The sequence below is a fragment of the Pseudomonas sp. Q1-7 genome, from assembly GCF_028010285.1.
Classification (GTDB): Bacteria; Pseudomonadota; Gammaproteobacteria; order Pseudomonadales; family Pseudomonadaceae; genus Metapseudomonas.
Map to the genome: position 1 here is coordinate 275169 of NZ_CP116304.1, position 19840 is coordinate 295008.

Consider the following 19840-nt stretch of genomic DNA (forward strand, 5'->3'; position numbering starts at 1 on the left):
CCCTCCAGAGGTTTTCGGTATCAGAGCTGCTTGAGGTAGCTGCTGCCGCCCAGTTGATTCATCTGCCGGCGAATCCAGCCGGCGCGGCTGTCGACATGGCGGCTGGGGCGTGCAGGGCTCCAGTGGCGCGGGTTGGGCAGCACCGCCGCGAGCAGTGCCGCCTGCTGCCGCGACAGGCGCGCGGCGGGCACGCCAAAGTGCTGGCGCGCCGCCGCCTCGGCGCCGAACACGCCATTGCCCCATTCGACGCTGTTCAGGTAGACCTCGAGGATGCGCTGCTTCGGCCAGAACAGCTCGATCAGGCCGGTGAACCAGACTTCCAGTCCCTTGCGGACCCAGTTGCGGCCGGACCAGAGGAAAAGGTTCTTCGCCACCTGCTGGCTGAGGGTGCTGGCGCCGCGCAGCGAGCCGCCACGCTCGTTGTGCGCCAGGGCCTTGCGGATAGCGGGGATGTCGAAGCCCCAGTGCCCGGCGAACTTCTGGTCTTCGGCGGCGATCACCGCGACCTTCAGGTCGTCCGGCAGTTCATCCCAGGACACCCAGTCGCGTCGGAGGTCGATGGGCTTGCCGTCGAACCAGGATTCGATCTTGCGTTCGACCATCAGCATCGAGCCGGGCGGCGGTACCCAGCGGAACAGGATCACCAGCAACGCGGACGCCGCTGCGAACCAGAGCAGCAGTATGAACAGGCGGCGGCGAATGGTGCGGAACATGGTGGGGACCCTGGCTTGGCCCTGGGAAATTTGCGCGCCATTATAGCGGCCGTCCGTCTTCTGTCTGGAGTTCCCATGGCGCGCCTGTTCCTGTTGCTGTCCGCATTCGCCGGTTTTACCGGAGTGGCCCTTGGCGCCTTCGCCGCCCACGGGCTGAAGAGCAGGCTGACACCCGACTACCTGGCGGTGTTCCAGACCGGCACCCATTACCAGTTGATCCACGCCCTGGCCCTGTTCGGCACAGCCCTGCTGGCGCTGCACGCGCCGGGCCGTCTGGTGAGCCTGGCCGGCGGCTTCTTCGCCTTCGGCATCCTGCTGTTTTCCGGCAGCCTGTATCTGCTGACCCTGTCCGGGATCGGCAAGCTCGGCATCATCACCCCCTTCGGTGGTCTGGCCTTCCTCGCCGGGTGGTTGTGCCTCGGGCTGGCGGCCTGGAACCTCGCCGCCCGCTGACTTGACCGTGGCGTCAAATTACGGGACGAATGGCGCCGTTTTGCCTTGGTCCGACGCGGCTATCGGGCTAGAATGCCGTCCCTTTTCCAGTTGTGACTGATCCGTCATGCGTATTCAGTTGAACGGCGAATCCTACGAACTGCCCGAAGGTCAGACCGTTGCGGACCTCATCTCCCGCCTGGATCTGGCCGGCCGACGCGTCGCGGTCGAACTCAACCTCGACATCGTGCCGCGCAGCCAGCACGCCGCCACCGCCCTGCGCGACGGCGACCGCGTCGAGGTGGTCCACGCCATCGGCGGCGGCTAGCCAGCACGCCCCGTGCCCGCCCGCAGCATCCGTTCCGTACTTCACGCCATCCCCTCTGCCCGCCAGGAGTCCAGCATGAGCCCTACGCCGATCGACAAGCCCTTCACCCTCGCGGGCCGCACCTATCAGTCGCGTCTGCTGGTGGGCACCGGCAAGTACAAGGACCTCGAGGAAACCCGCGTGGCCATCGAGGCCTCGGGCGCCGAGATCGTCACCGTGGCGGTGCGCCGCACCAACATCGGCCAGAACCCGGACGAGCCGAACCTGCTGGACGTGATTTCGCCGGACAAGTACACCATCCTGCCGAACACCGCCGGTTGCTATGACGCTGAAGAAGCGGTGCGCACCTGCCGCCTGGCACGCGAGCTGCTGGATGGCCACAACCTGGTCAAGCTGGAAGTCCTGGCCGACCAGAAAACCCTCTTCCCCAACGTCGTCGAAACCCTCAAGGCCGCCGAGCAACTGGTCAAGGACGGCTTCGACGTCATGGTCTACACCAGCGACGACCCCATCATCGCCCGCCAACTGGCCGAGATCGGCTGCATCGCGGTCATGCCCCTGGCCGGCCTGATCGGCTCGGGCATGGGCATCTGCAACCCCTGGAACCTGCGCATCATCCTCGAGGAAGCCAAGGTTCCGGTGCTGGTGGATGCCGGTGTGGGCACCGCATCCGACGCGACCATCGCCATGGAGCTGGGCTGCGAGGCCGTGCTGATGAACACCGCCATCGCCCATGCGCAGAATCCGGTGATGATGGCCGAGGCCATGAGGCACGCCATCGTCGCCGGGCGCCTCGCCTATCTGGCCGGGCGCATGCCGCGCAAGCTTTACGCCAGCGCTTCTTCACCGCTGGACGGACTGATTCGCTAAGTTCCACTGACAGGTTTTCGCACAATGATCGAACAACAGGGCTCGCCGGTTATCGCCGACGAAACGCGCCACCACCGCACCATCAAGAGTTTCGTGATGCGTGCCGGGCGCATGACCGAAGGCCAGCAGCGCGGTCTCGACCAGGGCTGGCCGAAGTTCGGCCTGGAGCTGGCCGACGGCCCGCAGGATTTCGATGCCCTGTTCGGCCGCCGTGCGCCACGCACCTTCGAAATCGGTTTCGGTATGGGCCACGCCACCCTGGAAATGGCCGCCGCCGCGCCGGAGCAGGACTTCATCGGTGTCGAGGTACACCGGCCCGGTGTCGGTGCGTTGCTCAATGGCGCGCTGACCCAGGGGCTTTCCAATATCCGTGTGTACAGCTGCGATGCCCTGGAAGTCCTGCGCGATTGCGTGGCCGACGCCAGCCTGGACCGCGTCCTGCTGTTTTTCCCCGATCCCTGGCACAAGTCCCGCCATCACAAGCGACGTATCGTCCAGCCGGCCTTCGCCGAACTGGTGCGACGCAAGCTCAGGGTTGGCGGCGTGCTGCACATGGCCACCGACTGGGAACACTACGCCGAGCACATGCTGGAGGTGATGAATGCCGCCCCCGGCTACCGCAACCTGGCCGAGGACGGCCGCTTTGTCCCGCGCCCGGACGAGCGCCCGGTGACCAAGTTCGAGCGCCGTGGCGAACGCCTCGGCCATGGCGTCTGGGACCTCAAGTTCCAGCGCATCGATTAACCGCGCGCCGGCATACCTGATTAGACCGGGACCACCCGGCTCCTCACCTGATCCGACGATAGCAACGCCTGCCCACTGGTCGGGCGGCATAAGAATAAGAGCGGCGCGGCCACGACTGCGTCGTGAGGAGAAGGCTGTGTTGTTGAGAACATTCGGATATCTGCTCCTGGCCGGCTGCGCCCTGCAGGCCCAGGCCAAAGTCGACGCCACCCAGGCCGCCCGTCTCGGGCAGGACCTCACCCCACTGGGCGGCGAACGCGCCGGCAATGCCGCCGGCACCATCCCCGCCTGGACTGGCGGCCTCGCCAGCCCGCCGGCCGGCTACCAGCCGGGCATGCACCACCCGGACCCCTACGCCGGTGAAGCGCCGCGTTTCATCATCGACGGCAACAACCTCGGCCAGTACGAGGCACTGTTGACGCCAGGCCACAAGGCCCTGCTGCAAGAACACCCGGATTACAGGCTGCGGGTATTCCCCACCCACCGCAGTGCCGCCGCTCCGCAACGCATCTATGACGCCACCCGCTTCAATGCCGGCAATGGCACCCTGATCGCGGGCGGCAACGGCGTGGAGGGCGTGGCCGCGGGCGTTCCCTTCCCGATCCCGGCCGACGGCCTGGAAGCCATCTGGAACCACATCCTGCGTTATCGCGGCGAGCAGATTCACTTCACCACGAACCAGGCGGCGGTCCTCACCAGTGGCAGCTACAACCTGCTCAAGCTGGAACGCGACATCTACTTTGTCTACGGGCGCGAGGGGATGACCCCGGGCAACCTGGAGAACACCCTGTTCTTCTACAAGTACCGCGTCGTCGCCCCGGCCAAGCTGTCCGGTTCGGCGCTGGTGGTGCAGGAAACACTCGACCAGGTGCTGTCGATCCGCAAGGCCTGGCGCTTCAACCGGGGCGAGCGCCGCGTGCGCCGCCTGCCGATGCTGGCCTACGACACCCTGCAGCCCGATACCAACGGCCTGGCCACCGCCGATGTGGTGGACGCCTACAACGGCGCACCCGACCGCTACGAGTGGCACCTGCTGGGCAAGCAGGAAATGCTGGTGCCCTACAACAGCTACGCGGTGCACCAGAAGGGCATTCCCTACGAGCAGATCCTCAAGGCCGGCCATGTGAACCCCGACCTGCTGCGCTACGAGCAGCACCGCGTTTGGGTGGTGGACGCGACCCTGCGCAAGGGCTTCAGCCATCCCTACGCCAAGCGCCGCTTCTACTTGGACGAGGACAGCTGGCAGATCCTCGCCGTCGACCTCTACGACAAGGAGGAGCGTCTGAGCGGCCTGCAGGAAAGTCATCCGATCAGCTACTACGATGTCCCCATGTTCGGCAGCACGCTGGAAACCATCTACGATTTCGTGGGCGACCGTTACTTCGTCGATGGCCTCGACAACAACGAACCCATGTATGATTTCAACGCTCCGCTCAGCCCCAGGGACTTCACGCCCCAGGCGCTACGGCGCGAAGGCAACTGATTCCGGCCTGCCTGGCCATCCCAGCCGCCCCTCGGGGCGGCTTTTTAATGGGCGGGTGTTTTTTGCCGAATCCGCTCCATGGCTAGGGGGGGCCGAGCCGGCGAAACCCCGCGAGAGATGGGCGTTGGGCCTCTACGACAGCACTGCGGGCGGCATTCGCGAGCGAGATCGCTTCCACAGGGGCGCTCAGTTGATCAGCTCGGCGCCGGTCAATGTGGCTTCCGGCAACGTCGGTGGCGCCGGGCTGACCTGCATGTACTTGATGCTTTCCCGTGGAATCAGCAGCAGGTCGCCGTCCACCTCGATGCTGAGGAAGGGGGATTGCAGTTGCTGGCGCAGGCCCCGGGCAATTTCAACCGGATCGGCGCTTTGCTGGGGAAAGCGCAGGGCCAGGCGCTGGCCGTCCTGGAAGTGCAGGTAGAGGTGTTTGATCGGCTTCATGGGCATGCTCCCTGGGGTGGCGGCCATTGGCCGCCAGAGAAGCTGCCGGCCTCAATTGCGATCGGCGATCACACCGATCACGAAGAAGACTAGTAGCAGGACCGGCGCCAGGGTGTAGTTGTTGAAGTAACCCAGGCCCTTAGCCAGCCAGGGTGTCAGGTAGATCATCGCCAGGCCGTAACCCACCGCGCAGAGCAGCACGAACAGCAGGGTGCGGAAGAGGAAGTTGAGGCTGCCGATGCGCTGTTGCACCCAGGCGTTCAGGGAGGGCCCGAACAGCACCAGCAGGGTGGCCATGATGGCCAGGGCGATATCGTGCAGGTGGCCGCGGCTCCAGCGCGACAGGGTGGCGATCAGGTCCAGTACGACGTCCATCCAGGGTGTCCTTGGCGAAGAGGTTCGGGGGCAGACGATTTCAAATCCGCGGTGCGCCCGTCAAGGCAGGAAGTGCTGCAGCAGGTCGTTGAGGAACAACTGGCCTTCGCGGGTGGCCGCGAGGCGTTGCGGGTCCTTCAGCAGCAGGCCACGGGCCTCGGCTCCGCTGCGGGCCGCGCTGAGGCTGGCCAGCGGCAGGCCGGTGCGTTGAGTGAACAGTTCCGCCGGCACGCCGTCCGTGAGGCGCAGCACATTCATGAGGAATTCGAAGGGCAGTTCGTCCTGGTCGAGGTGACGCTCTCCCGCCTGGAAGCGCTTGGCCGGGTCCAGGTAGTCCTTCGGCAGGCGAGTCTTCCAACTGCGGATGATGCGGCCTTCCGGGCTGCTCAGCTTGGCATGCGCGCCGGCGCCGATGCCGAGGAAGTCGCCGAAGGTCCAGTAGTTGAGGTTGTGGCGCGCACGCAGGCCGTCACGGGCGTAGGCGGACACCTCGTACTGGGCGTAGCCCTGTTCCGCCAGCAGCGCCTGGCCGGCCTCCTGGATGTCCCAGAGGATGTCGTCCTCGGGCAATTCCGGCGGTTGGCTCCAGAACACCGTGTTCGGCTCCATGGTCAGCTGGTACCAGGAGAGGTGTGTGGGCCCCTGGGCGATGGCAATGCGCAGGTCTTCCAGGGCGTCCTCGATGGATTGCTCCGGCAGGCCGTGCATCAGATCCAGGTTGAAGTTGTCGAAGCCGGCGCGGCGGGCCATGTCGGCGGCGCGCACGGCTTCCTCGCCGCCGTGGATGCGTCCGAGGGCCTTGAGCTTGGCTTCCTGGAAACTCTGCACGCCGATGGACAGGCGGTTGATGCCGAGCTGGCGATAGGCGGCGAACTTGGCCTGTTCGAAGGTGCCGGGGTTGGCTTCGAGGGTGATCTCGATGTTGCGGGCGAAGGGCACCCGCTGCTCCACGCCGTCCAGCAGCCGGCCGATGGCATTGGCGCTGAACAGGCTTGGGGTGCCGCCACCGAAGAAGATGGAAGTCAGCTCGCGGCCGTGGACATGCCCCAGGTCCTGTTCAAGGTCTGCCAGCAGGGCGTCGATATAGGCCTCTTCAGGCAGCTCCGGACCGGCGGCGTGGGAGTTGAAGTCGCAGTAGGGGCACTTGCGCACGCACCAGGGAATATGGACGTAGAGCGACAGGGCTGGCAGCTGGAAGCCCGGGGCCTGGCTTTCAGCTGCCGGGTGCGGGCCGGGGCCGTTCATATTCCCAGCCGCTGCCTGAGCAGGGCCATGGCACGGGCGCGGTGGCTGAGGCGGTTCTTCTCGGCGGGCGCGAGTTCGGCGGCGGAGGCGCCACATTCGGCGACCCAGAACAGCGGATCGTAGCCGAAGCCCTGCTCGCCGCGGGCCTCGAACAGGATGCTGCCGCGCCATTGGCCTTCGCAGAGGATCGGCAGCGGGTCGTCGGCGTGGCGCAGCAGGGCCAGGCTGCAGATGAACTGGGCGCCGCGCTCGGCTTCGGGCACGTCGCGCAGCACGTCCAGCAGCTTGGCGTTGTTCGCCGCGTCACCCCTGCCGTCGGCGTAGCGCGCCGAGTAGATGCCAGGGGCGCCGCCGAGGGCATCCACTGCCAGGCCGGAATCGTCGGCCAGTGCCGGCAGGCCGGACACCCGCGCCGCGTTACGCGCCTTGAGGATGGCGTTCTCGACGAAGGAGAGGCCGGTTTCCTCCGGCTCCACGCTGCTGAATTCGGCGATCGAGCGAACCTTCACGCTGTCGCCGAGCATGGCCTGGAGTTCCTTGAGTTTGCCGGCGTTGTGGCTGGCCAGCACCAGTTCTTTGAAGGGCATCATTCGTCGGGGAAGATTTCCTGGTTGAAGCTGATGGTGTGCGCCGGCTCGCCGCCCTGCTGCACGTTGAGCGTGAAGCTCATGACCTCGCGCTCGCTGATGGGGAACTGCGCCAGGTAGTAGATGGCTTCGCCCTCGCTGACCTGCTTGAACTGCAGCGGGGTGATCTGGCCGAGCAGGTTCTTCACCTGGCCGCTGACGCTCGCGGTGCTGGCCTTGCCGGCCTTGAGCACGGCGACGTTGATCACGCCCTGGGACTTGCTGCGGGTCAGGCCCACGGCGGCGGCGATATCCGGCTGCAGGAAGCTGGAGTTGAAGGCGTTGTAGTGCACGTCCAGGTCGCCGAAGGTCTGCTTGCGCTCGGCAACTGCCGGCAGGGCCAGGCACAGGGCGAAAAGGAACAGGGCTAAACGACGCATGGTGGGCCTCCTTTGATTCAGACCGCGACGCGGTGGTCCGCAAGACCCGGGCCGCTGACGCGATAGATGCCGATCTCACCCAACAGATTAGGCCAAAGCCGGCTGGGCAGGTTGTGCCGGTGCTCGTGGTCGACGGCCAGGTGGTCGAGGACTTTCACCTGCATTTCGCGGCACAGCTGTTCGAAGTCCTTGAAGGTGCAGAAGTGGATGTTCGGCGTGTTGTACCAGGTGTAGGGCAGGAACTCCGATACCGGCATGCGCCCGTAGCGGGCGAGGTACCAGCGGCAGCGCCAGTGGCCGAAGTTGGGGAAGGTGATGATGCACTCGCGACCCACCCGCAGCATTTCCTGGAGGATGCGGTCGGGGTAGTGCACGGCCTGCAGCGCCTGGGTCATCACCACCACGTCGAAGCTGTTGCTGGCGAAGTTGCCCAGGCCCTTGTCCAGGTCCTGCTCGATCACGTTCACCCCACGGTCGATGCAGTGGGCGATGTTCTCCGGGTCGATCTCCAGGCCATAGCCGCTGACCTGCTTGTGGTCGCGCAGCCAGGCCAGCAGCTCGCCGCGGCCGCAGCCGAGGTCGAGTACCCGGCTGCCGGCGGGAATCCAGTCCTGGATGATTTCGAGGTCGGCACGCATGGGTTACACCGCAATCCTGTTCATGTAGCTGCTGAAGGCCTGGAGGTAGCGCGGGATCGGCATGAGGAAGGCATCGTGGCCCTGGGGCGCGTCGATCTCCAGGTAGCAGACGTTCTTGCGCGCCGCGGTCAGGGCGTCGACGATCTCCCGCGAGCGGGCCGGGGAGAAACGCCAGTCGGTGGTGAAGGACATCACGCAGAAGTCCGCCTTGGCCGCCGCCAGGGTTCGCGCCAGGTCGCCGTCGTGGGCGGCGGCCGGGTCGAAATAGTCCAGCGCCTTGGTCATCAGCAGGTAGGTGTTGGCGTCGAAGCGTCCGGAGAACTCCTCGCCCTGATAGCGCAGGTAGCTTTCCACCTGGAACTCCACGCTGTGGAAGTCGTAGTTCAGCTTCTCGCTCTTCAGGCCGCGCCCGAATTTCTCGCCCATGGCGTCATCCGACAGGTAGGTGATGTGACCGACCATGCGCGCGAGCATCAGTCCGCGCTTGGGGATCACGCCCTGTCCCTGGAAATGCCCGCCGTGGAAGTCCGGGTCGGTGAGGATGGCCTGGCGCGCCACTTCGTTGAAGGCGATGTTCTGCGCCGAGAGTTTGGGCGCCGAGGCGATGGCCAGGCAGTGGCGCACGCGCTCGGGGTAGCTGATGGTCCATTGCAGGGCCTGCATGCCACCGAGGCTGCCGCCCACCACCGCGGCCCACTGCTGGATGCCGAGGACATCGGCCAGGCGCGCCTGGCTGTTGACCCAGTCTTCCACCGTCATCACCGGGAAGTCGGCACCGAAGGGCGAGCCGGTGGCGGGGTTGATGCTGGAGGGACCGGTGGAGCCGTTGCAGCCGCCGAGGTTGTTCAGGCTGACGACGAAGAACTTCAGGGTATCGATGGCCTTGCCCGGGCCGATGCAGCTGTCCCACCAGCCCGGCTTGCGGTCTTCCATGCTGTGGTAGCCGGCGGCGTGGTGGTGGCCGGACAGCGCATGGCAGATCAGTACCGCATTGCTGCGCGCTTCGTTCAGTTCACCGTAGGTTTCGTAGACCAGCTCGTAGTCGGCCAGGCTGCGGCCGCAGGCCAGTGCCAACGGTTCGCTGAAACGCTGCGCCCGGGGACTGACCAGGCCGACGGAATCTGCGGGAATGGCGGTGGGCATCGCAACCCTGCTCTCGATTTTGGGAAGGGCGCCAGTCTAAAGAGCGCCGCCCCCTGCGGCAAGCGCGGGGGGCGGCGGATAAAGCATTGAATAATCAGGCGCTACGGGCGTTCAGGCGGACTCTCCACCGCGCTGTTTGCGGGCGGCCACCGGCAGGTTGACGACCTTGCCCATACGCTGCATGGGCGAGGGGCGGCGGAAGGTGCGGAGCATCTCGTTGGCTTCGGCAATCTGTTGTTCCAGCTCCTCGGTATAGCGTTCCAGTTGCTGGCCGCGCTGGCGGGAGAGCTGGGTTTCCTGGGCGAGGGCCTTGAGCCGGAGCATGTGGGTTTCCAGCAGCTGCTTGTGCTCCATGGTGTGCTGAATCAACGGCATCAGCGCGTCGCCGGCCCACTGCGCGACTTCCAGGCGCAGGCGCTGGTGCATGCCGATGACTTCCTGCACCAGGGTGTCGAAGAAGCGCTTGCCGAGCTGGCGCTGCTCGGTGAGCAGGGTCTTGGGATGCAGGCGGAACTGGTCGGCCTTGTCGCGCAGTTGGGCGAGTTCGCGGAGGTAGCGCTGGACATTGAACTGCGGCGCGTCGACCCCGTGCAGCGGGTTCTCCTCGTTGTGCCGGCGGTAGATGGCCGAAACCATCGTGTTCGCCATTTCGGCCTCGTGTTCCAGGCTGCGCAGGTCGTCCCCGACCGCGCGGAAGAAATTCAGGATGCTCTGGTTGATGCCAACGGTGGTCCAACTGCCGGTGAGTTCGCGACGCAGGCGCGCCAGGTGTTCGTCCAGGCGTTCCGTGCGGGCGGCGTTGCGCAGGATGTCGCCCTGGCGTTTGAGCAGGCGCTGATTGGTCTTCAGGCCAAGCAGGCGGCGGTGGTGCTGGGCGTGGTCTTCCTTGGTGCGGGCGGTCAGCTCGAAGAGCATCTGGCCGTTGTCCTGCTGGTGGCTGTCGAGCATCGACTGCTGCTCGCGGACCTTGTCCAGGCGCAGGTTGAGCACGTGCAGGCTGTTCTGCAGCAGCACCATCATCTGGTGCGCCACATGGTCTTCGATCAGGCGTTCCTTCTGGGTGACGATGCGGTCGCAGAGCAGCTCTTCCAGGGCGCCGATCTGGCTGCGGGCGAGCAGCTCGCCATCCTTGCGCACCTTGGCCAGCAGCGCCTGCTTGGCCGACAGCGGCAGGACCTCGTCGCTGCGGATGCCGAGCTGGCGGGCGGTGGTTTCCTGGATGCGGCGGATGGCGCCCTGCACGAAGCTCTCGCCGGCCAGATCGTCCCAGAGCACATCGATCTTGTTCAGCACGGCGAAGAGATGGGCCTGGGTGTCTTCGTCCAGTTGGCGGATGTGCTGCTGCCAGACGTTCATGTCGCTGGCGGTGACGCCGGTATCGGCCGAGAGCAGGAAGATGATGGCCTGGGCGCTGGGCAGCATCGACAGAGTCAGTTCGGGTTCGCTGCCGAGGGCGTTCAGGCCGGGGGTATCGAGGATGCGCAGGCCCTGGCGCAACAGCGGGTGGTCGAAGTTGACCATGGCATGGCGCCAGGCCGGCACCAGCACCTCGCCGGGGCGTCCGGTGGGGTCGAGCATGTCCGGGTGGAAGCCGAGCTGGATGGCCTGTTCCACCGGCATCGGCTTGGTCCGCGCGACCTGGGTGAAGGCCTGGATCATGTTGTCGGCGTCGCTCGGGTCCAGCGGGATGTTCACCCAGTGCCGCGGCGCGCGCTTGAACTGCGCCACGCTGGCTTCGGCCATGCGCGATTCGATGGGCAGCAGACGGATGTAGGAGCGTTCCGAGCGGGGATCGTAGAACAGCTCGGTGGGGCACATGGTGGTCCGTCCGGCCTGGGACGGCAGCATGCGCTGGCCGAACTCGGAGAAGAACAGGCTGTTGATCAGCTCGGTCTTGCCACGGGAGAACTCGCCGACGAAGGCCAGGGTGATGTGGTCAGTGCGGAGCAGCCGCTGGGCGCGTTCCAGCTTGGCGCAAAGCGCGTCGGAGCCGAGCCGGTTGTGCTCAAGCCAGCTTCTGTAGCGGGTGATCTCCCGCAGCAACTCACGTTTCCAGGCAACGTAGGCGTCAACTTGCTGACTGAGACGCTCCATGCTCATTCAGGCTCTCCTCGCTTCTCGCATCCTGCGTACGGGGTGGGGTGGCGATTGTGCCGGCGAGTCATACCACGACATCCCGGGCATTTCTCCGGGGCGAGGTAGAGGCAGAGTGCCAGCTCGTCATTGCTCGGCATTATGCGCCTTGCAGGGGGATCGTCAATTGCCGACGGCGCGATGCCCGCCTTAAGGTCGGTCAGGGCTGCCGAGCGGTCAATCCGGGCAGGTCGGGCAGGGTCTTCGGGCGCTGGATGCGTACCCGTTTCTGGCGGTTCAGTTCGCCGCTTTCCAGGCTCACCTGACTCTTGGCCACGCCAAAGGCCTGGGCCAGGAAAGCCATCAGGTGGGCGTTCGCCTTGCCGTCCACCGGCGGCGCGGTGAGGCGGATCTTCAGGCGTTCGCCGTGCAGCCCGGCGAACTCGTCGCGGCTCGCCTTGGGCTGCAGGTGGCAGTCGAGGATCAGGTCCTCGCCTGCCCAGCGGTACCAGGTCACAGGAACGGGCTGAGGATCTGTGGCATGCCGGTCATGGCGGCCAGGTTGCCGATTACCAGCATATCCAGCAGTTTCAGCGCAATGAAGGCGAAGATCGGTGAAATATCCAGGCCGCCGAGGTTCGGCAGCAGCTTGCGGAAGGGCATCAGCAACGGTTCGCAGATCTGGTTCACCAGCTGCGCGCCGGGGTTGTAGCTGCCCGGGGCGACCCAGGAGAGGATCACGCTGATGATCAGGGCGAAGAAGAACACCTTCAGGAACAGCGAGGTGACGCCGATGATCGACCAGATCAGCAATTGCAGCACGTAGCCGCCGACGCCGTAGCCCATCAGGGTCAGGGTGACGATCATCAGCAGCAACTGGACCAGAATGGCCAGCACCAGGGAGGCCAGGTCCAGGCCACCGAAGCCGGGGATGATCTTGCGCAGCGGGTTGAGCAGCGGCTTGGTGGCGCGCACCACGAACTGGCTCAGCGGGTTGTAGAAGTCGGCGCGCACCAGTTGCAGGATGAAGCGCAGCAGGACGATCAGCAGGTAGAGGCTGCCGAGGGTCTGGACCACGTAGATGGCGGCGGTATTGAGTCCGGTCATCGAAAGCTCCTTATTGGCCCAGTTGTTCGGCCAGTTCGGCCGAACGCCGGTCGGCGGCGTCCAGGGCCTGTTGCACCAGGGCTTCGAAGCCGCCGGCCTGGAAAGTCTTGATCGCCGCTTCGGTGGTGCCGTTGGGCGAGGTCACGCGGCGGCGCAGTTCGGCGGCGTCGACGTCGCTGGAAACGGCCATGCGCGCGGCGCCCAGGGCGGTCTGCAGGGTCAGTTGCTCGGCGGTCGCGCGGGGCAGGCCGAGCTTTTCGCCGGCGGCGGTCATCGCCTCCATCAGCAGGAAGTAGTAGGCCGGGCCGCTGCCGGACACGGCGGTGACGGCGTCGATCAGCCTCTCTTCCTCCAGCCACAGGGCGATACCCACGGCAGACAGCAGTTGCTCCGCCTGCTGGCGCTGGGCGGCGCTGACCTGGGCGTTGGCGTACAGGCCGCTTGCGCCCATGCCCACCAGTGCCGGAGTGTTGGGCATGCAGCGCACGATGGGGCGCGGGCCGAGCCAGGCGGCCAGGCTGGCGCAGGTGATGCCGGCGGCGATGGATACCACCAGTTGGCCTTCGCTGAGGCTGGGCGCAAGGGCCTGGCAAACGCCCTTCATGACTTGCGGCTTGGTCGCCAGGACCACCACGTCGGCGCCCTGCACGGCTTCGGCGTTGCTTTCCACCACGGCGATGCCGTGTTCGGCGGCGATCTTCGCGCGTTGCTCGGCGCCGGGGTCGCTGGCGCGGATGTGGTCGGCGGCGACGCCCTGGGCGCGCAGGCCGCCGATCAGGCTGGCGGCCATGTTGCCGGCGCCGATGAATGCGATGCGGGGAGTGCTCATCAATGCTTCCTTATGAATGCGAGGTCTGGCCGTAGTCGCGGGCGCCGAACAGCGCGGTGCCGATGCGCACCCAGGTGGCGCCTTCGGCGATGGCCGCCTCGAGGTCATGGCTCATGCCCATGGACAGGGTATCCAGGGCCGGGTTCAGTGCCGCCTGCAACTGGCGCAGGCGGGCGAAGGCGGCGTGTTGCTCCGCCACGTCGTCGGTGGGTTCGGGAATGGCCATCAGGCCGCGCAGGCGCAGGTTGGGCAGGTCCGCCACGGCGGCGGCCAGGGCCGGCAGCTCATCGGGGGCGCAGCCGGACTTGCTGGCCTCGCCGCTGACGTTCACCTGCAGGCAGATGTTCAGCGGCGGCAGGTGCGCTGGGCGCTGGGCGGAAAGGCGCTCGGCGATCTTCAGGCGATCCACCGAGTGCACCCAGTGGAAATGTTCGGCAATGGATTTGGTCTTGTTCGACTGGATCGGGCCGATGAAATGCCAGGTCAGCGCCAGATCACCGAGCTCGGCCTGCTTGGCCAGGGCTTCCTGCAGGTAGTTCTCGCCGAAGTCGGCCACGCCGGCGGCGAAGGCTTCGCGGACGGCGGCGGCGGGTTTGGTCTTGCTCACGGCCAGCAGGCCGATGCCTGCAAATTCTCGCCCAGAGGCTTGCGCCGCCTCACGGATACGCGCGCGAACCTTTGCAATATTGTCTGCTATCGTGGACATTACCTGCGCTCAACAGCCCGGCCTGAGTGGGGTCTGCGGCATTCTAACTGCCGCTGGAAAATGTAGCGAGCGACGGCCGGGCGGGTCGGCTTCGACAGCCTCGAGCCCGGCGCAGTGATCATTCAGCGGTCTGCAAACCGTTTGCTTCGAATTGGGGAGCCCAATGGACATTACTGAGCTGCTTGCCTTCAGCGCCAAGCAGGGCGCTTCGGACCTGCATCTCTCGGCCGGCCTGCCACCCATGATTCGCGTCGATGGCGACGTGCGCCGGATCAACCTGCCGGCCCTGGACCACAAGCAGGTCCACGCGCTGATCTACGACATCATGAACGACAAGCAGCGCAAGGATTACGAAGAGTTCCTCGAGACCGACTTCTCCTTCGAAGTGCCTGGCGTCGCGCGCTTCCGGGTCAACGCCTTCAACCAGAACCGCGGCGCTGGCGCCGTGTTCCGGACCATTCCGTCCAAAGTGTTGACCATGGAAGACCTGGGGATGGGCGAGATTTTCAAGAAAATCTCCGACGTTCCCCGTGGTCTGGTGCTGGTCACCGGTCCCACCGGTTCGGGCAAGTCCACCACCCTGGCGGCCATGCTCGACTACCTGAACAGCACCAAGTACCACCACATCCTCACCGTGGAAGACCCGATCGAATTCGTCCACGAGTCGAAGAAGTGCCTGATCAACCAGCGGGAAGTGCACCGCGACACCCTGGGGTTCAACGAAGCCCTGCGCTCGGCCCTGCGTGAAGACCCGGACATCATCCTGGTGGGCGAGATGCGCGACCTGGAAACCATCCGCCTGGCGTTGACCGCCGCGGAAACCGGTCACCTGGTATTCGGCACCCTGCACACCACTTCCGCGGCCAAGACCATCGACCGGGTGGTGGACGTGTTCCCGGCCGAGGAAAAGGCTATGGTCCGCTCCATGCTCTCCGAGTCCCTGCAGGCGGTGATTTCCCAGACCCTGCTGAAGAAGATCGGCGGCGGCCGGGTGGCGGCCCACGAGATCATGATCGGCACCCCGGCCATCCGTAACCTGATCCGCGAGGACAAGGTGGCGCAGATGTACTCGGCCATCCAGACCGGCGGCTCGCTTGGCATGCAGACCCTCGACATGTGCCTCAAAGGGCTGGTCAGCAAGGGGCTGGTCAGCCGCGAGAGCGCGCGGGAAAAGGCCAAGAGCCCGGAAAACTTCTGACCCGCCTGAACGGCGCCGGCCCATCACAGCGAGAACATCATGGAATTCGAGAAACTGCTGCGCCTGATGGTGGAAAAAGGTGGTTCCGACCTCTTCATCACCGCCGGCGTGCCGCCGTCGATGAAGGTCAACGGCAAGATCATGCCGGTCAGCAAGAACCCCATGTCGCCGGAGATGACCCGGGAAACCGTGCTCGGCGTGATGAACGAGCAGCAGCGCCGCGACTTCGCCGAGCACCACGAATGCAACTTCGCCATCAGTGCGCGGGGCATCGGCCGTTTCCGCGTCAGCGCCTTCTACCAGCGCAACCTGGTGGGCATGGTGCTGCGCCGGATCGAGACGACCATCCCCACCATCGAAGAGCTGAAACTCCCGGAAGTTCTCAAGAAGCTGTCGCTGACCAAGCGTGGCCTGGTGCTCTTCGTCGGCGCCACCGGCACCGGCAAGTCCACCTCCCTGGCGGCGATGATCGGCCACCGCAACAAGAACAGCAGCGGCCACATCATCTCCATCGAAGACCCGATCGAGTTCATCCACCAGCACCAGAACTGCATCGTTACCCAGCGCGAGGTGGGCATCGATACCGAATCCTTCGAGGTGGCCCTGAAGAACACCCTGCGCCAGGCGCCGGACGTGATCCTCATCGGCGAGGTGCGGACCCGCGAGACCATGGACCATGCCATCGCCTTCGCCGAGACCGGCCACCTGTGCCTGGCCACCCTGCACGCCAACAACGCCAACCAGGCGCTGGACCGCATCATCAACTTCTTCCCCGCCGACCGGCAGCAGCAGGTGTGGATGGACCTGTCGCTGAACCTCAAGGCCATCGTCGCCCAGCAACTGGTGCCGGCCCCCGACGGCAAGGGCCGTCGCGCGGTGATCGAGGTACTGCTGAACACCCCGCTGGCCGCGGACCTGATCCGCAAGGGCGAGGTGCACGAACTCAAGGGCCTGATGAAGCGCTCCACTGAACACGGCATGCAGACCTTCGACCAGGCGCTGTTCAACCTCTATTCCCAGGGTGAGATCACCTACGAGGACGCCCTGCTTTACGCCGACTCGGCCAACGACCTGCGGCTGATGATCAAGCTCGGTTCGGAGACCGATGGCGAACACCTGCAGCACATGAGCGACGGCCTGTCCCTGCAGGTCACCGAGGAAGACCCCGGACGCCGCTTCCGCTAAGCTCCCGCCCCTCGAACGGGCCCGCCACGGCGGGCTTCTTCGTATCCGGCTTCCGTCGGTTGGCGCCGAGCGTAGCGAGGCCCAATAATTCCGACACATTTCCCACAGCCTGCAGGAGGCAGCATGAATACCCGCCAGGACACCCACAGCAAGGTCATCGGTTACCTGCTCTGGATCTTCGGATTCCTTGGTTCCCACCGCTTCTACTATGGCAAGCCGGTCACTGGCACTATCTGGTTCTTCACGCTTGGGCTGTTCTTCATCGGCTGGATCATCGACCTGTTCCTGATCCCGTCCATGGACCGCGAGGCCTCTCTGCGCTTCAACCCCGGCCAGTACGACTACAACGTCGCCTGGATCCTGCTGACCTTCCTTGGCATCTTCGGTGTGCACCGCATGTACCAGGGCAAGTGGATCAGCGGCATTCTCTACCTGCTCACCGGTGGATTTTTCCTGCTCGGCGTGCTTTACGACTTCTGGACCCTGAACGATCAGGTGTCGGTGCTCAACGCGGGCTGACTGCGTGATACAGCGCTTTCTCGTGGGGGCGAATTCATTCGCTGACCGGACCGCCAGGTTCGATCCGCAGGCTTGCGGGGGACGCCGCGCGTCCCTTCGCGAATGAATTCGCTCCCACGGATTCATCCGTCCTGATGGACTGACCCCTTCGTCGGAACCCATGGCGGGCCCCCGCCTCGCCGCCTATGTTCCAGCGAGGGGCATAGGTTTCGCCCCTTGCCTGGTCGCGCAAGGAGGTGACGCCATGAACAGCGCCAAAGATGTCCGCCCCGCGGTCCTCGACCTGATCGGCAACACCCCGCTGGTGCGGGTGACGCGCTTCGATACCGGCCCTTGCACCCTGTTCCTCAAGCTCGAATCACAGAACCCCGGCGGCTCCATCAAGGACCGCATCGGCGTCGCCATGATCAACGCCGCCGAGCGCGACGGCCGGCTCAAGCCCGGCGGCACCATAGTCGAGGCCACCGCCGGCAACACCGGACTGGGCCTGGCCCTGGTGGGCCGCGCCAAGGGCTACCGGGTGGTGCTGGTGGTGCCGGACAAGATGTCCACCGAGAAGGTGCTGCACCTCAAGGCGATGGGCGCCGAGGTCCACATCACCCGCTCCGACGTCGGCAAGGGCCATCCCGAGTATTACCAGGACCTGGCCGGCCGCCTGGAGGCGGGGATTCCCGGCGCCTTCTTCGCCGACCAGTTCAACAACCCAGCCAACCCCCTGGCCCACGAATCCACCACCGGCCCGGAAATCTGGCAGCAGACCGGGCAGGACGTAGACGCCATCGTGGTCGGCGTCGGCTCCGCCGGCACCCTCACCGGTCTGACCCGCTATTTCCGACGGGTGCAGCCTGACCTGGAAATGATCCTGGCCGACCCGGTGGGTTCGGTGATGGCCGAGTACGTGCGCAGCGGCACCCTGGGCAGCGTCGGCTCCTGGGCCGTGGAGGGCATAGGCGAGGACTTCGTGCCGTCCATTGCCGACCTTTCCAGCGTGCGTCACGCCTACTCCATCAGCGACGAAGAGAGCTTCGCCCACGCCCGCGAGCTGCTGCGCGCCGAGGGCATTCCCGGCGGCTCGTCCACCGGCACCCTGCTGGCGGCGGCGCTGCGTTACTGCCGCGAGCAGAAGCGCGCGAAGCGGGTGGTCAGCTTCGTCTGCGACACCGGCACCCGTTACCTGTCCAAGGTCTACAACGACCAGTGGATGACCGATCAGGGGTTGCTGGCGCGCAAGCGTTACGGCGATCTACGCGACATCATCGCGCGGCGCTTCGAGGACGGCCGGGTGATCAGCGTGGGGCCCGACGACACCTTGCTCACCGCCTTCCAGCGCATGCGCCTGGCGGATGTCTCGCAACTGCCGGTGCTCAAGGAGGGGAGGTTGGCGGGGGTGATCGACGAGTCCGACATCCTGCTCGGCGTGCATGCCGACGCCACCCACTTTCGCCAGCCGGTGGCCAGCGTAATGACCACGCGCCTGGAAACCCTCGCCCCGGACGCCAGCCTGGGCGAGCTGCAGGCCGAGCTCGACCGTGGCCTGGTGGCCATCATCGCCGACGCCTCCGGCTTCCACGGTCTGATCACCCGCTCCGACCTGCTCAACCACCTGCGGAGGACACTCGCATGAGCCAGCAGGACGACGCCCCGCCACGCGCCTTCGCCACTCGCGTGATCCACGCCGGCCAGGCGCCCGACCCCTCCACCGGCGCCATCATGCCGCCCATCTACGCCAACTCCACCTACGCCCAGTCCAGCCCCGGCGTGCACAAGGGCCTGGACTACGGCCGTTCCCACAACCCCACGCGCTGGGCCCTGGAGCGCTGCGTGGCAGACCTGGAAGGGGGCGCCCAGGCCTTCGCCTTCGCCTCCGGCCTGGCGGCCATCGGCACAGTGCTGGAACTGCTGGATGCCGGCTCCCACATCGTCGCCAGCAACGATCTGTACGGCGGCACCTTCCGACTCTTCGAGCGGGTGCGCCGCGCCAGTGCCGGCCATCGCTTCAGCTTCGTCGACTTCACCGACCTCCGGCGGATCGAAGCGGCGCTCACGGGTGACACCCGCATGCTCTGGGTGGAGTCGCCGAGCAACCCGCTGCTGCAACTGGCCGACCTCGAGGCCATCGCTGCGCTCTGCCAGGGCCGCGACATCATCCTGGTGGCCGACAACACCTTCGCCAGCCCCTGGGTGCAGCGGCCCCTGGAGCTGGGGTTCGATCTGGTGGTGCACTCCACCACCAAGTACCTCAACGGCCATTCCGACGTGATCGGCGGCATAGCCGTGGTCTCGGCCGACAGCCGCTGCGACCCGCTGCGCGAGCGCTTGGGCTTCCTGCAGAACGCGGTGGGCGCCATCGCCGGCCCCTTCGACGCCTTCCTCACCCTGCGCGGGGTGAAGACCCTCGCCCTGCGCATGGAGCGCCACTGCAGCAATGCCCTGGAACTGGCCTACTGGCTGGAGCAGCAACCGCAGGTGGCGCGGGTCTATTACCCCGGCCTGCAATCGCACCCGCAGCACGGTCTGGCGCGTCTGCAGATGCATGGCTACGGCGGAATGATCGCCCTCGACCTGCGCACCGACCTGGCCGGCACCCGGCGGTTCCTCGAAGCCGTGCGCATCTTCACCCTGGCTGAGAGCCTGGGCGGGGTGGAAAGCCTGATCGAACACCCGGCGATCATGACCCACGCCAGCATCCCGGCAGAGATTCGCGCGGAACTTGGCATCGGCGACTCGCTGGTGCGCTTGTCGGTAGGGGTGGAGGACGTGGAGGACCTGCGCCAGGACCTGGCGCAGGCGTTGCGGCAGATATAG

General features: G+C 65.9%; 23 protein-coding genes. 10 read left to right on the plus strand and 13 right to left on the minus strand.

The window, feature by feature from the left end; genetic code table 11:
- Window positions 1-20: 20 nt before the first annotated feature.
- On the minus strand, window positions 21-713 hold the full coding sequence (gene mtgA, locus PJW05_RS01295; protein WP_271410145.1) for a monofunctional biosynthetic peptidoglycan transglycosylase: 693 nt from the start codon (window positions 711-713) through the stop codon (window positions 21-23).
- A gap of 75 nt (window positions 714-788) precedes the next feature.
- Here mtgA and PJW05_RS01300 point away from each other — a divergent pair, with 75 nt between their 5' ends.
- From PJW05_RS01300 to PJW05_RS01320, 5 genes are all read left to right on the plus strand, one after another.
- Window positions 789-1166: a DUF423 domain-containing protein gene (locus tag PJW05_RS01300; protein WP_271410146.1), complete on the plus strand. Its 378-nt coding sequence runs from the start codon at window positions 789-791 to the stop codon at window positions 1164-1166.
- Window positions 1167-1272: 106 nt separating this feature from the next.
- Window positions 1273-1473: a sulfur carrier protein ThiS gene (thiS, locus tag PJW05_RS01305; RefSeq protein WP_271410147.1), complete on the plus strand. Its 201-nt coding sequence runs from the start codon at window positions 1273-1275 to the stop codon at window positions 1471-1473.
- Between the two features lie 75 nt (window positions 1474-1548).
- Window positions 1549-2343, plus strand: coding sequence for a thiazole synthase (locus tag PJW05_RS01310; protein ID WP_271410148.1), 795 nt, complete (start codon window positions 1549-1551; stop codon window positions 2341-2343).
- A gap of 24 nt (window positions 2344-2367) precedes the next feature.
- Window positions 2368-3087 (plus strand): tRNA (guanosine(46)-N7)-methyltransferase TrmB, encoded by a 720-nt coding sequence (gene trmB, locus PJW05_RS01315; RefSeq protein ID WP_271410149.1) that lies wholly within the window; start codon window positions 2368-2370, stop codon window positions 3085-3087.
- 139 nt (window positions 3088-3226) lie between these two features.
- A complete protein-coding gene (locus tag PJW05_RS01320) occupies window positions 3227-4570 on the plus strand; it encodes a DUF1329 domain-containing protein (RefSeq protein WP_271412158.1) in 1344 nt (447 codons plus the stop codon).
- A 186-nt stretch (window positions 4571-4756) separates the two neighbouring features.
- Here PJW05_RS01320 and PJW05_RS01325 read toward each other — a convergent pair whose 3' ends face one another.
- From PJW05_RS01325 to PJW05_RS01380, 12 genes are all read right to left on the minus strand, one after another.
- A complete protein-coding gene (locus PJW05_RS01325) occupies window positions 4757-5011 on the minus strand; it encodes a hypothetical protein (RefSeq protein ID WP_271410150.1) in 255 nt (84 codons plus the stop codon).
- A 51-nt stretch (window positions 5012-5062) separates the two neighbouring features.
- Window positions 5063-5386: a DUF3392 domain-containing protein gene (locus PJW05_RS01330; protein WP_271410151.1), complete on the minus strand. Its 324-nt coding sequence runs from the start codon at window positions 5384-5386 to the stop codon at window positions 5063-5065.
- A 60-nt stretch (window positions 5387-5446) separates the two neighbouring features.
- Window positions 5447-6631 carry a radical SAM family heme chaperone HemW gene (hemW, locus tag PJW05_RS01335; RefSeq protein WP_271410152.1) on the minus strand — a complete coding sequence of 395 codons (1185 nt, stop codon included), beginning with the start codon at window positions 6629-6631 and terminating at the stop codon, window positions 5447-5449.
- Window positions 6628-7221 (minus strand): RdgB/HAM1 family non-canonical purine NTP pyrophosphatase, encoded by a 594-nt coding sequence (gene rdgB / locus PJW05_RS01340; protein ID WP_271410153.1) that lies wholly within the window; start codon window positions 7219-7221, stop codon window positions 6628-6630. The genes hemW and rdgB overlap by 4 nt, the downstream gene beginning before the upstream one ends.
- Complete coding sequence (locus PJW05_RS01345) at window positions 7218-7637, minus strand: DUF4426 domain-containing protein (RefSeq protein ID WP_271410154.1); 420 nt, start codon at window positions 7635-7637, stop codon at window positions 7218-7220. Before PJW05_RS01345 ends, rdgB begins: the two co-directional genes overlap by 4 nt.
- A gap of 17 nt (window positions 7638-7654) precedes the next feature.
- The gene (gene metW, locus PJW05_RS01350) at window positions 7655-8275 is read right to left on the minus strand and encodes a methionine biosynthesis protein MetW (protein ID WP_271410155.1); all 621 of its coding nucleotides are present in this window, start codon (window positions 8273-8275) and stop codon (window positions 7655-7657) included.
- 3 nt (window positions 8276-8278) lie between these two features.
- Window positions 8279-9418, minus strand: coding sequence for a homoserine O-succinyltransferase MetX (metX, locus tag PJW05_RS01355; RefSeq protein ID WP_271410156.1), 1140 nt, complete (start codon window positions 9416-9418; stop codon window positions 8279-8281).
- 111 nt (window positions 9419-9529) lie between these two features.
- The gene (locus PJW05_RS01360) at window positions 9530-11518 is read right to left on the minus strand and encodes a dynamin-like GTPase family protein (RefSeq protein WP_271410157.1); all 1989 of its coding nucleotides are present in this window, start codon (window positions 11516-11518) and stop codon (window positions 9530-9532) included.
- 193 nt (window positions 11519-11711) lie between these two features.
- Window positions 11712-12008, minus strand: coding sequence for a DUF167 domain-containing protein (locus PJW05_RS01365; protein WP_271410158.1), 297 nt, complete (start codon window positions 12006-12008; stop codon window positions 11712-11714).
- Window positions 12005-12598, minus strand: a complete 594-nt coding sequence (locus tag PJW05_RS01370; RefSeq protein ID WP_271410159.1) for a YggT family protein — start codon at window positions 12596-12598, stop codon at window positions 12005-12007. The genes PJW05_RS01365 and PJW05_RS01370 overlap by 4 nt, the downstream gene beginning before the upstream one ends.
- A gap of 10 nt (window positions 12599-12608) precedes the next feature.
- Window positions 12609-13427 (minus strand): pyrroline-5-carboxylate reductase, encoded by an 819-nt coding sequence (proC, locus tag PJW05_RS01375; protein ID WP_271410160.1) that lies wholly within the window; start codon window positions 13425-13427, stop codon window positions 12609-12611.
- A 10-nt stretch (window positions 13428-13437) separates the two neighbouring features.
- On the minus strand, window positions 13438-14133 hold the full coding sequence (locus PJW05_RS01380) for a YggS family pyridoxal phosphate-dependent enzyme (protein WP_271410161.1): 696 nt from the start codon (window positions 14131-14133) through the stop codon (window positions 13438-13440).
- A gap of 163 nt (window positions 14134-14296) precedes the next feature.
- On the opposite strand from PJW05_RS01380, the gene pilT reads away from it, so the two are divergent.
- From pilT to PJW05_RS01405, 5 genes are all read left to right on the plus strand, one after another.
- Entirely contained in the window at window positions 14297-15331 is a 1035-nt protein-coding gene (pilT, locus tag PJW05_RS01385; RefSeq protein ID WP_271410162.1) for a type IV pilus twitching motility protein PilT, read from the plus strand.
- A gap of 39 nt (window positions 15332-15370) precedes the next feature.
- The gene (locus tag PJW05_RS01390) at window positions 15371-16516 is read left to right on the plus strand and encodes a PilT/PilU family type 4a pilus ATPase (protein WP_271410163.1); all 1146 of its coding nucleotides are present in this window, start codon (window positions 15371-15373) and stop codon (window positions 16514-16516) included.
- Between the two features lie 123 nt (window positions 16517-16639).
- Window positions 16640-17035: an NINE protein gene (locus PJW05_RS01395; RefSeq protein ID WP_271410164.1), complete on the plus strand. Its 396-nt coding sequence runs from the start codon at window positions 16640-16642 to the stop codon at window positions 17033-17035.
- Window positions 17036-17279: 244 nt separating this feature from the next.
- Window positions 17280-18659, plus strand: coding sequence for a pyridoxal-phosphate dependent enzyme (locus PJW05_RS01400; RefSeq protein ID WP_271410165.1), 1380 nt, complete (start codon window positions 17280-17282; stop codon window positions 18657-18659).
- Window positions 18656-19840 (plus strand): trans-sulfuration enzyme family protein, encoded by a 1185-nt coding sequence (locus tag PJW05_RS01405; RefSeq protein ID WP_271410166.1) that lies wholly within the window; start codon window positions 18656-18658, stop codon window positions 19838-19840. The genes PJW05_RS01400 and PJW05_RS01405 overlap by 4 nt, the downstream gene beginning before the upstream one ends.

Excerpts from the sequence above, each read along its gene's own strand:
- mtgA (WP_271410145.1), bottom strand. The coding sequence starts at position 713 with ATGTTCCGCACCATTCGCCGCCGCCTGTTCATACTGCTGCTCTGGTTC.
- PJW05_RS01300 (WP_271410146.1), top strand. The coding sequence starts at position 789 with ATGGCGCGCCTGTTCCTGTTGCTGTCCGCATTCGCCGGTTTTACCGGA.
- thiS (WP_271410147.1), top strand. The coding sequence starts at position 1,273 with ATGCGTATTCAGTTGAACGGCGAATCCTACGAACTGCCCGAAGGTCAG.
- PJW05_RS01310 (WP_271410148.1), top strand. The coding sequence starts at position 1,549 with ATGAGCCCTACGCCGATCGACAAGCCCTTCACCCTCGCGGGCCGCACC.
- trmB (WP_271410149.1), top strand. The coding sequence starts at position 2,368 with ATGATCGAACAACAGGGCTCGCCGGTTATCGCCGACGAAACGCGCCAC.
- PJW05_RS01325 (WP_271410150.1), bottom strand. The coding sequence starts at position 5,011 with ATGAAGCCGATCAAACACCTCTACCTGCACTTCCAGGACGGCCAGCGC.
- PJW05_RS01330 (WP_271410151.1), bottom strand. The coding sequence starts at position 5,386 with ATGGACGTCGTACTGGACCTGATCGCCACCCTGTCGCGCTGGAGCCGC.
- hemW (WP_271410152.1), bottom strand. The coding sequence starts at position 6,631 with ATGAACGGCCCCGGCCCGCACCCGGCAGCTGAAAGCCAGGCCCCGGGC.
- rdgB (WP_271410153.1), bottom strand. The coding sequence starts at position 7,221 with ATGATGCCCTTCAAAGAACTGGTGCTGGCCAGCCACAACGCCGGCAAA.
- PJW05_RS01345 (WP_271410154.1), bottom strand. The coding sequence starts at position 7,637 with ATGCGTCGTTTAGCCCTGTTCCTTTTCGCCCTGTGCCTGGCCCTGCCG.
- metW (WP_271410155.1), bottom strand. The coding sequence starts at position 8,275 with ATGCGTGCCGACCTCGAAATCATCCAGGACTGGATTCCCGCCGGCAGC.
- metX (WP_271410156.1), bottom strand. The coding sequence starts at position 9,418 with ATGCCCACCGCCATTCCCGCAGATTCCGTCGGCCTGGTCAGTCCCCGG.
- PJW05_RS01360 (WP_271410157.1), bottom strand. The coding sequence starts at position 11,518 with ATGAGCATGGAGCGTCTCAGTCAGCAAGTTGACGCCTACGTTGCCTGG.
- PJW05_RS01370 (WP_271410159.1), bottom strand. The coding sequence starts at position 12,598 with ATGACCGGACTCAATACCGCCGCCATCTACGTGGTCCAGACCCTCGGC.
- proC (WP_271410160.1), bottom strand. The coding sequence starts at position 13,427 with ATGAGCACTCCCCGCATCGCATTCATCGGCGCCGGCAACATGGCCGCC.
- PJW05_RS01380 (WP_271410161.1), bottom strand. The coding sequence starts at position 14,133 with ATGTCCACGATAGCAGACAATATTGCAAAGGTTCGCGCGCGTATCCGT.
- pilT (WP_271410162.1), top strand. The coding sequence starts at position 14,297 with ATGGACATTACTGAGCTGCTTGCCTTCAGCGCCAAGCAGGGCGCTTCG.
- PJW05_RS01390 (WP_271410163.1), top strand. The coding sequence starts at position 15,371 with ATGGAATTCGAGAAACTGCTGCGCCTGATGGTGGAAAAAGGTGGTTCC.
- PJW05_RS01395 (WP_271410164.1), top strand. The coding sequence starts at position 16,640 with ATGAATACCCGCCAGGACACCCACAGCAAGGTCATCGGTTACCTGCTC.
- PJW05_RS01400 (WP_271410165.1), top strand. The coding sequence starts at position 17,280 with ATGAACAGCGCCAAAGATGTCCGCCCCGCGGTCCTCGACCTGATCGGC.
- PJW05_RS01405 (WP_271410166.1), top strand. The coding sequence starts at position 18,656 with ATGAGCCAGCAGGACGACGCCCCGCCACGCGCCTTCGCCACTCGCGTG.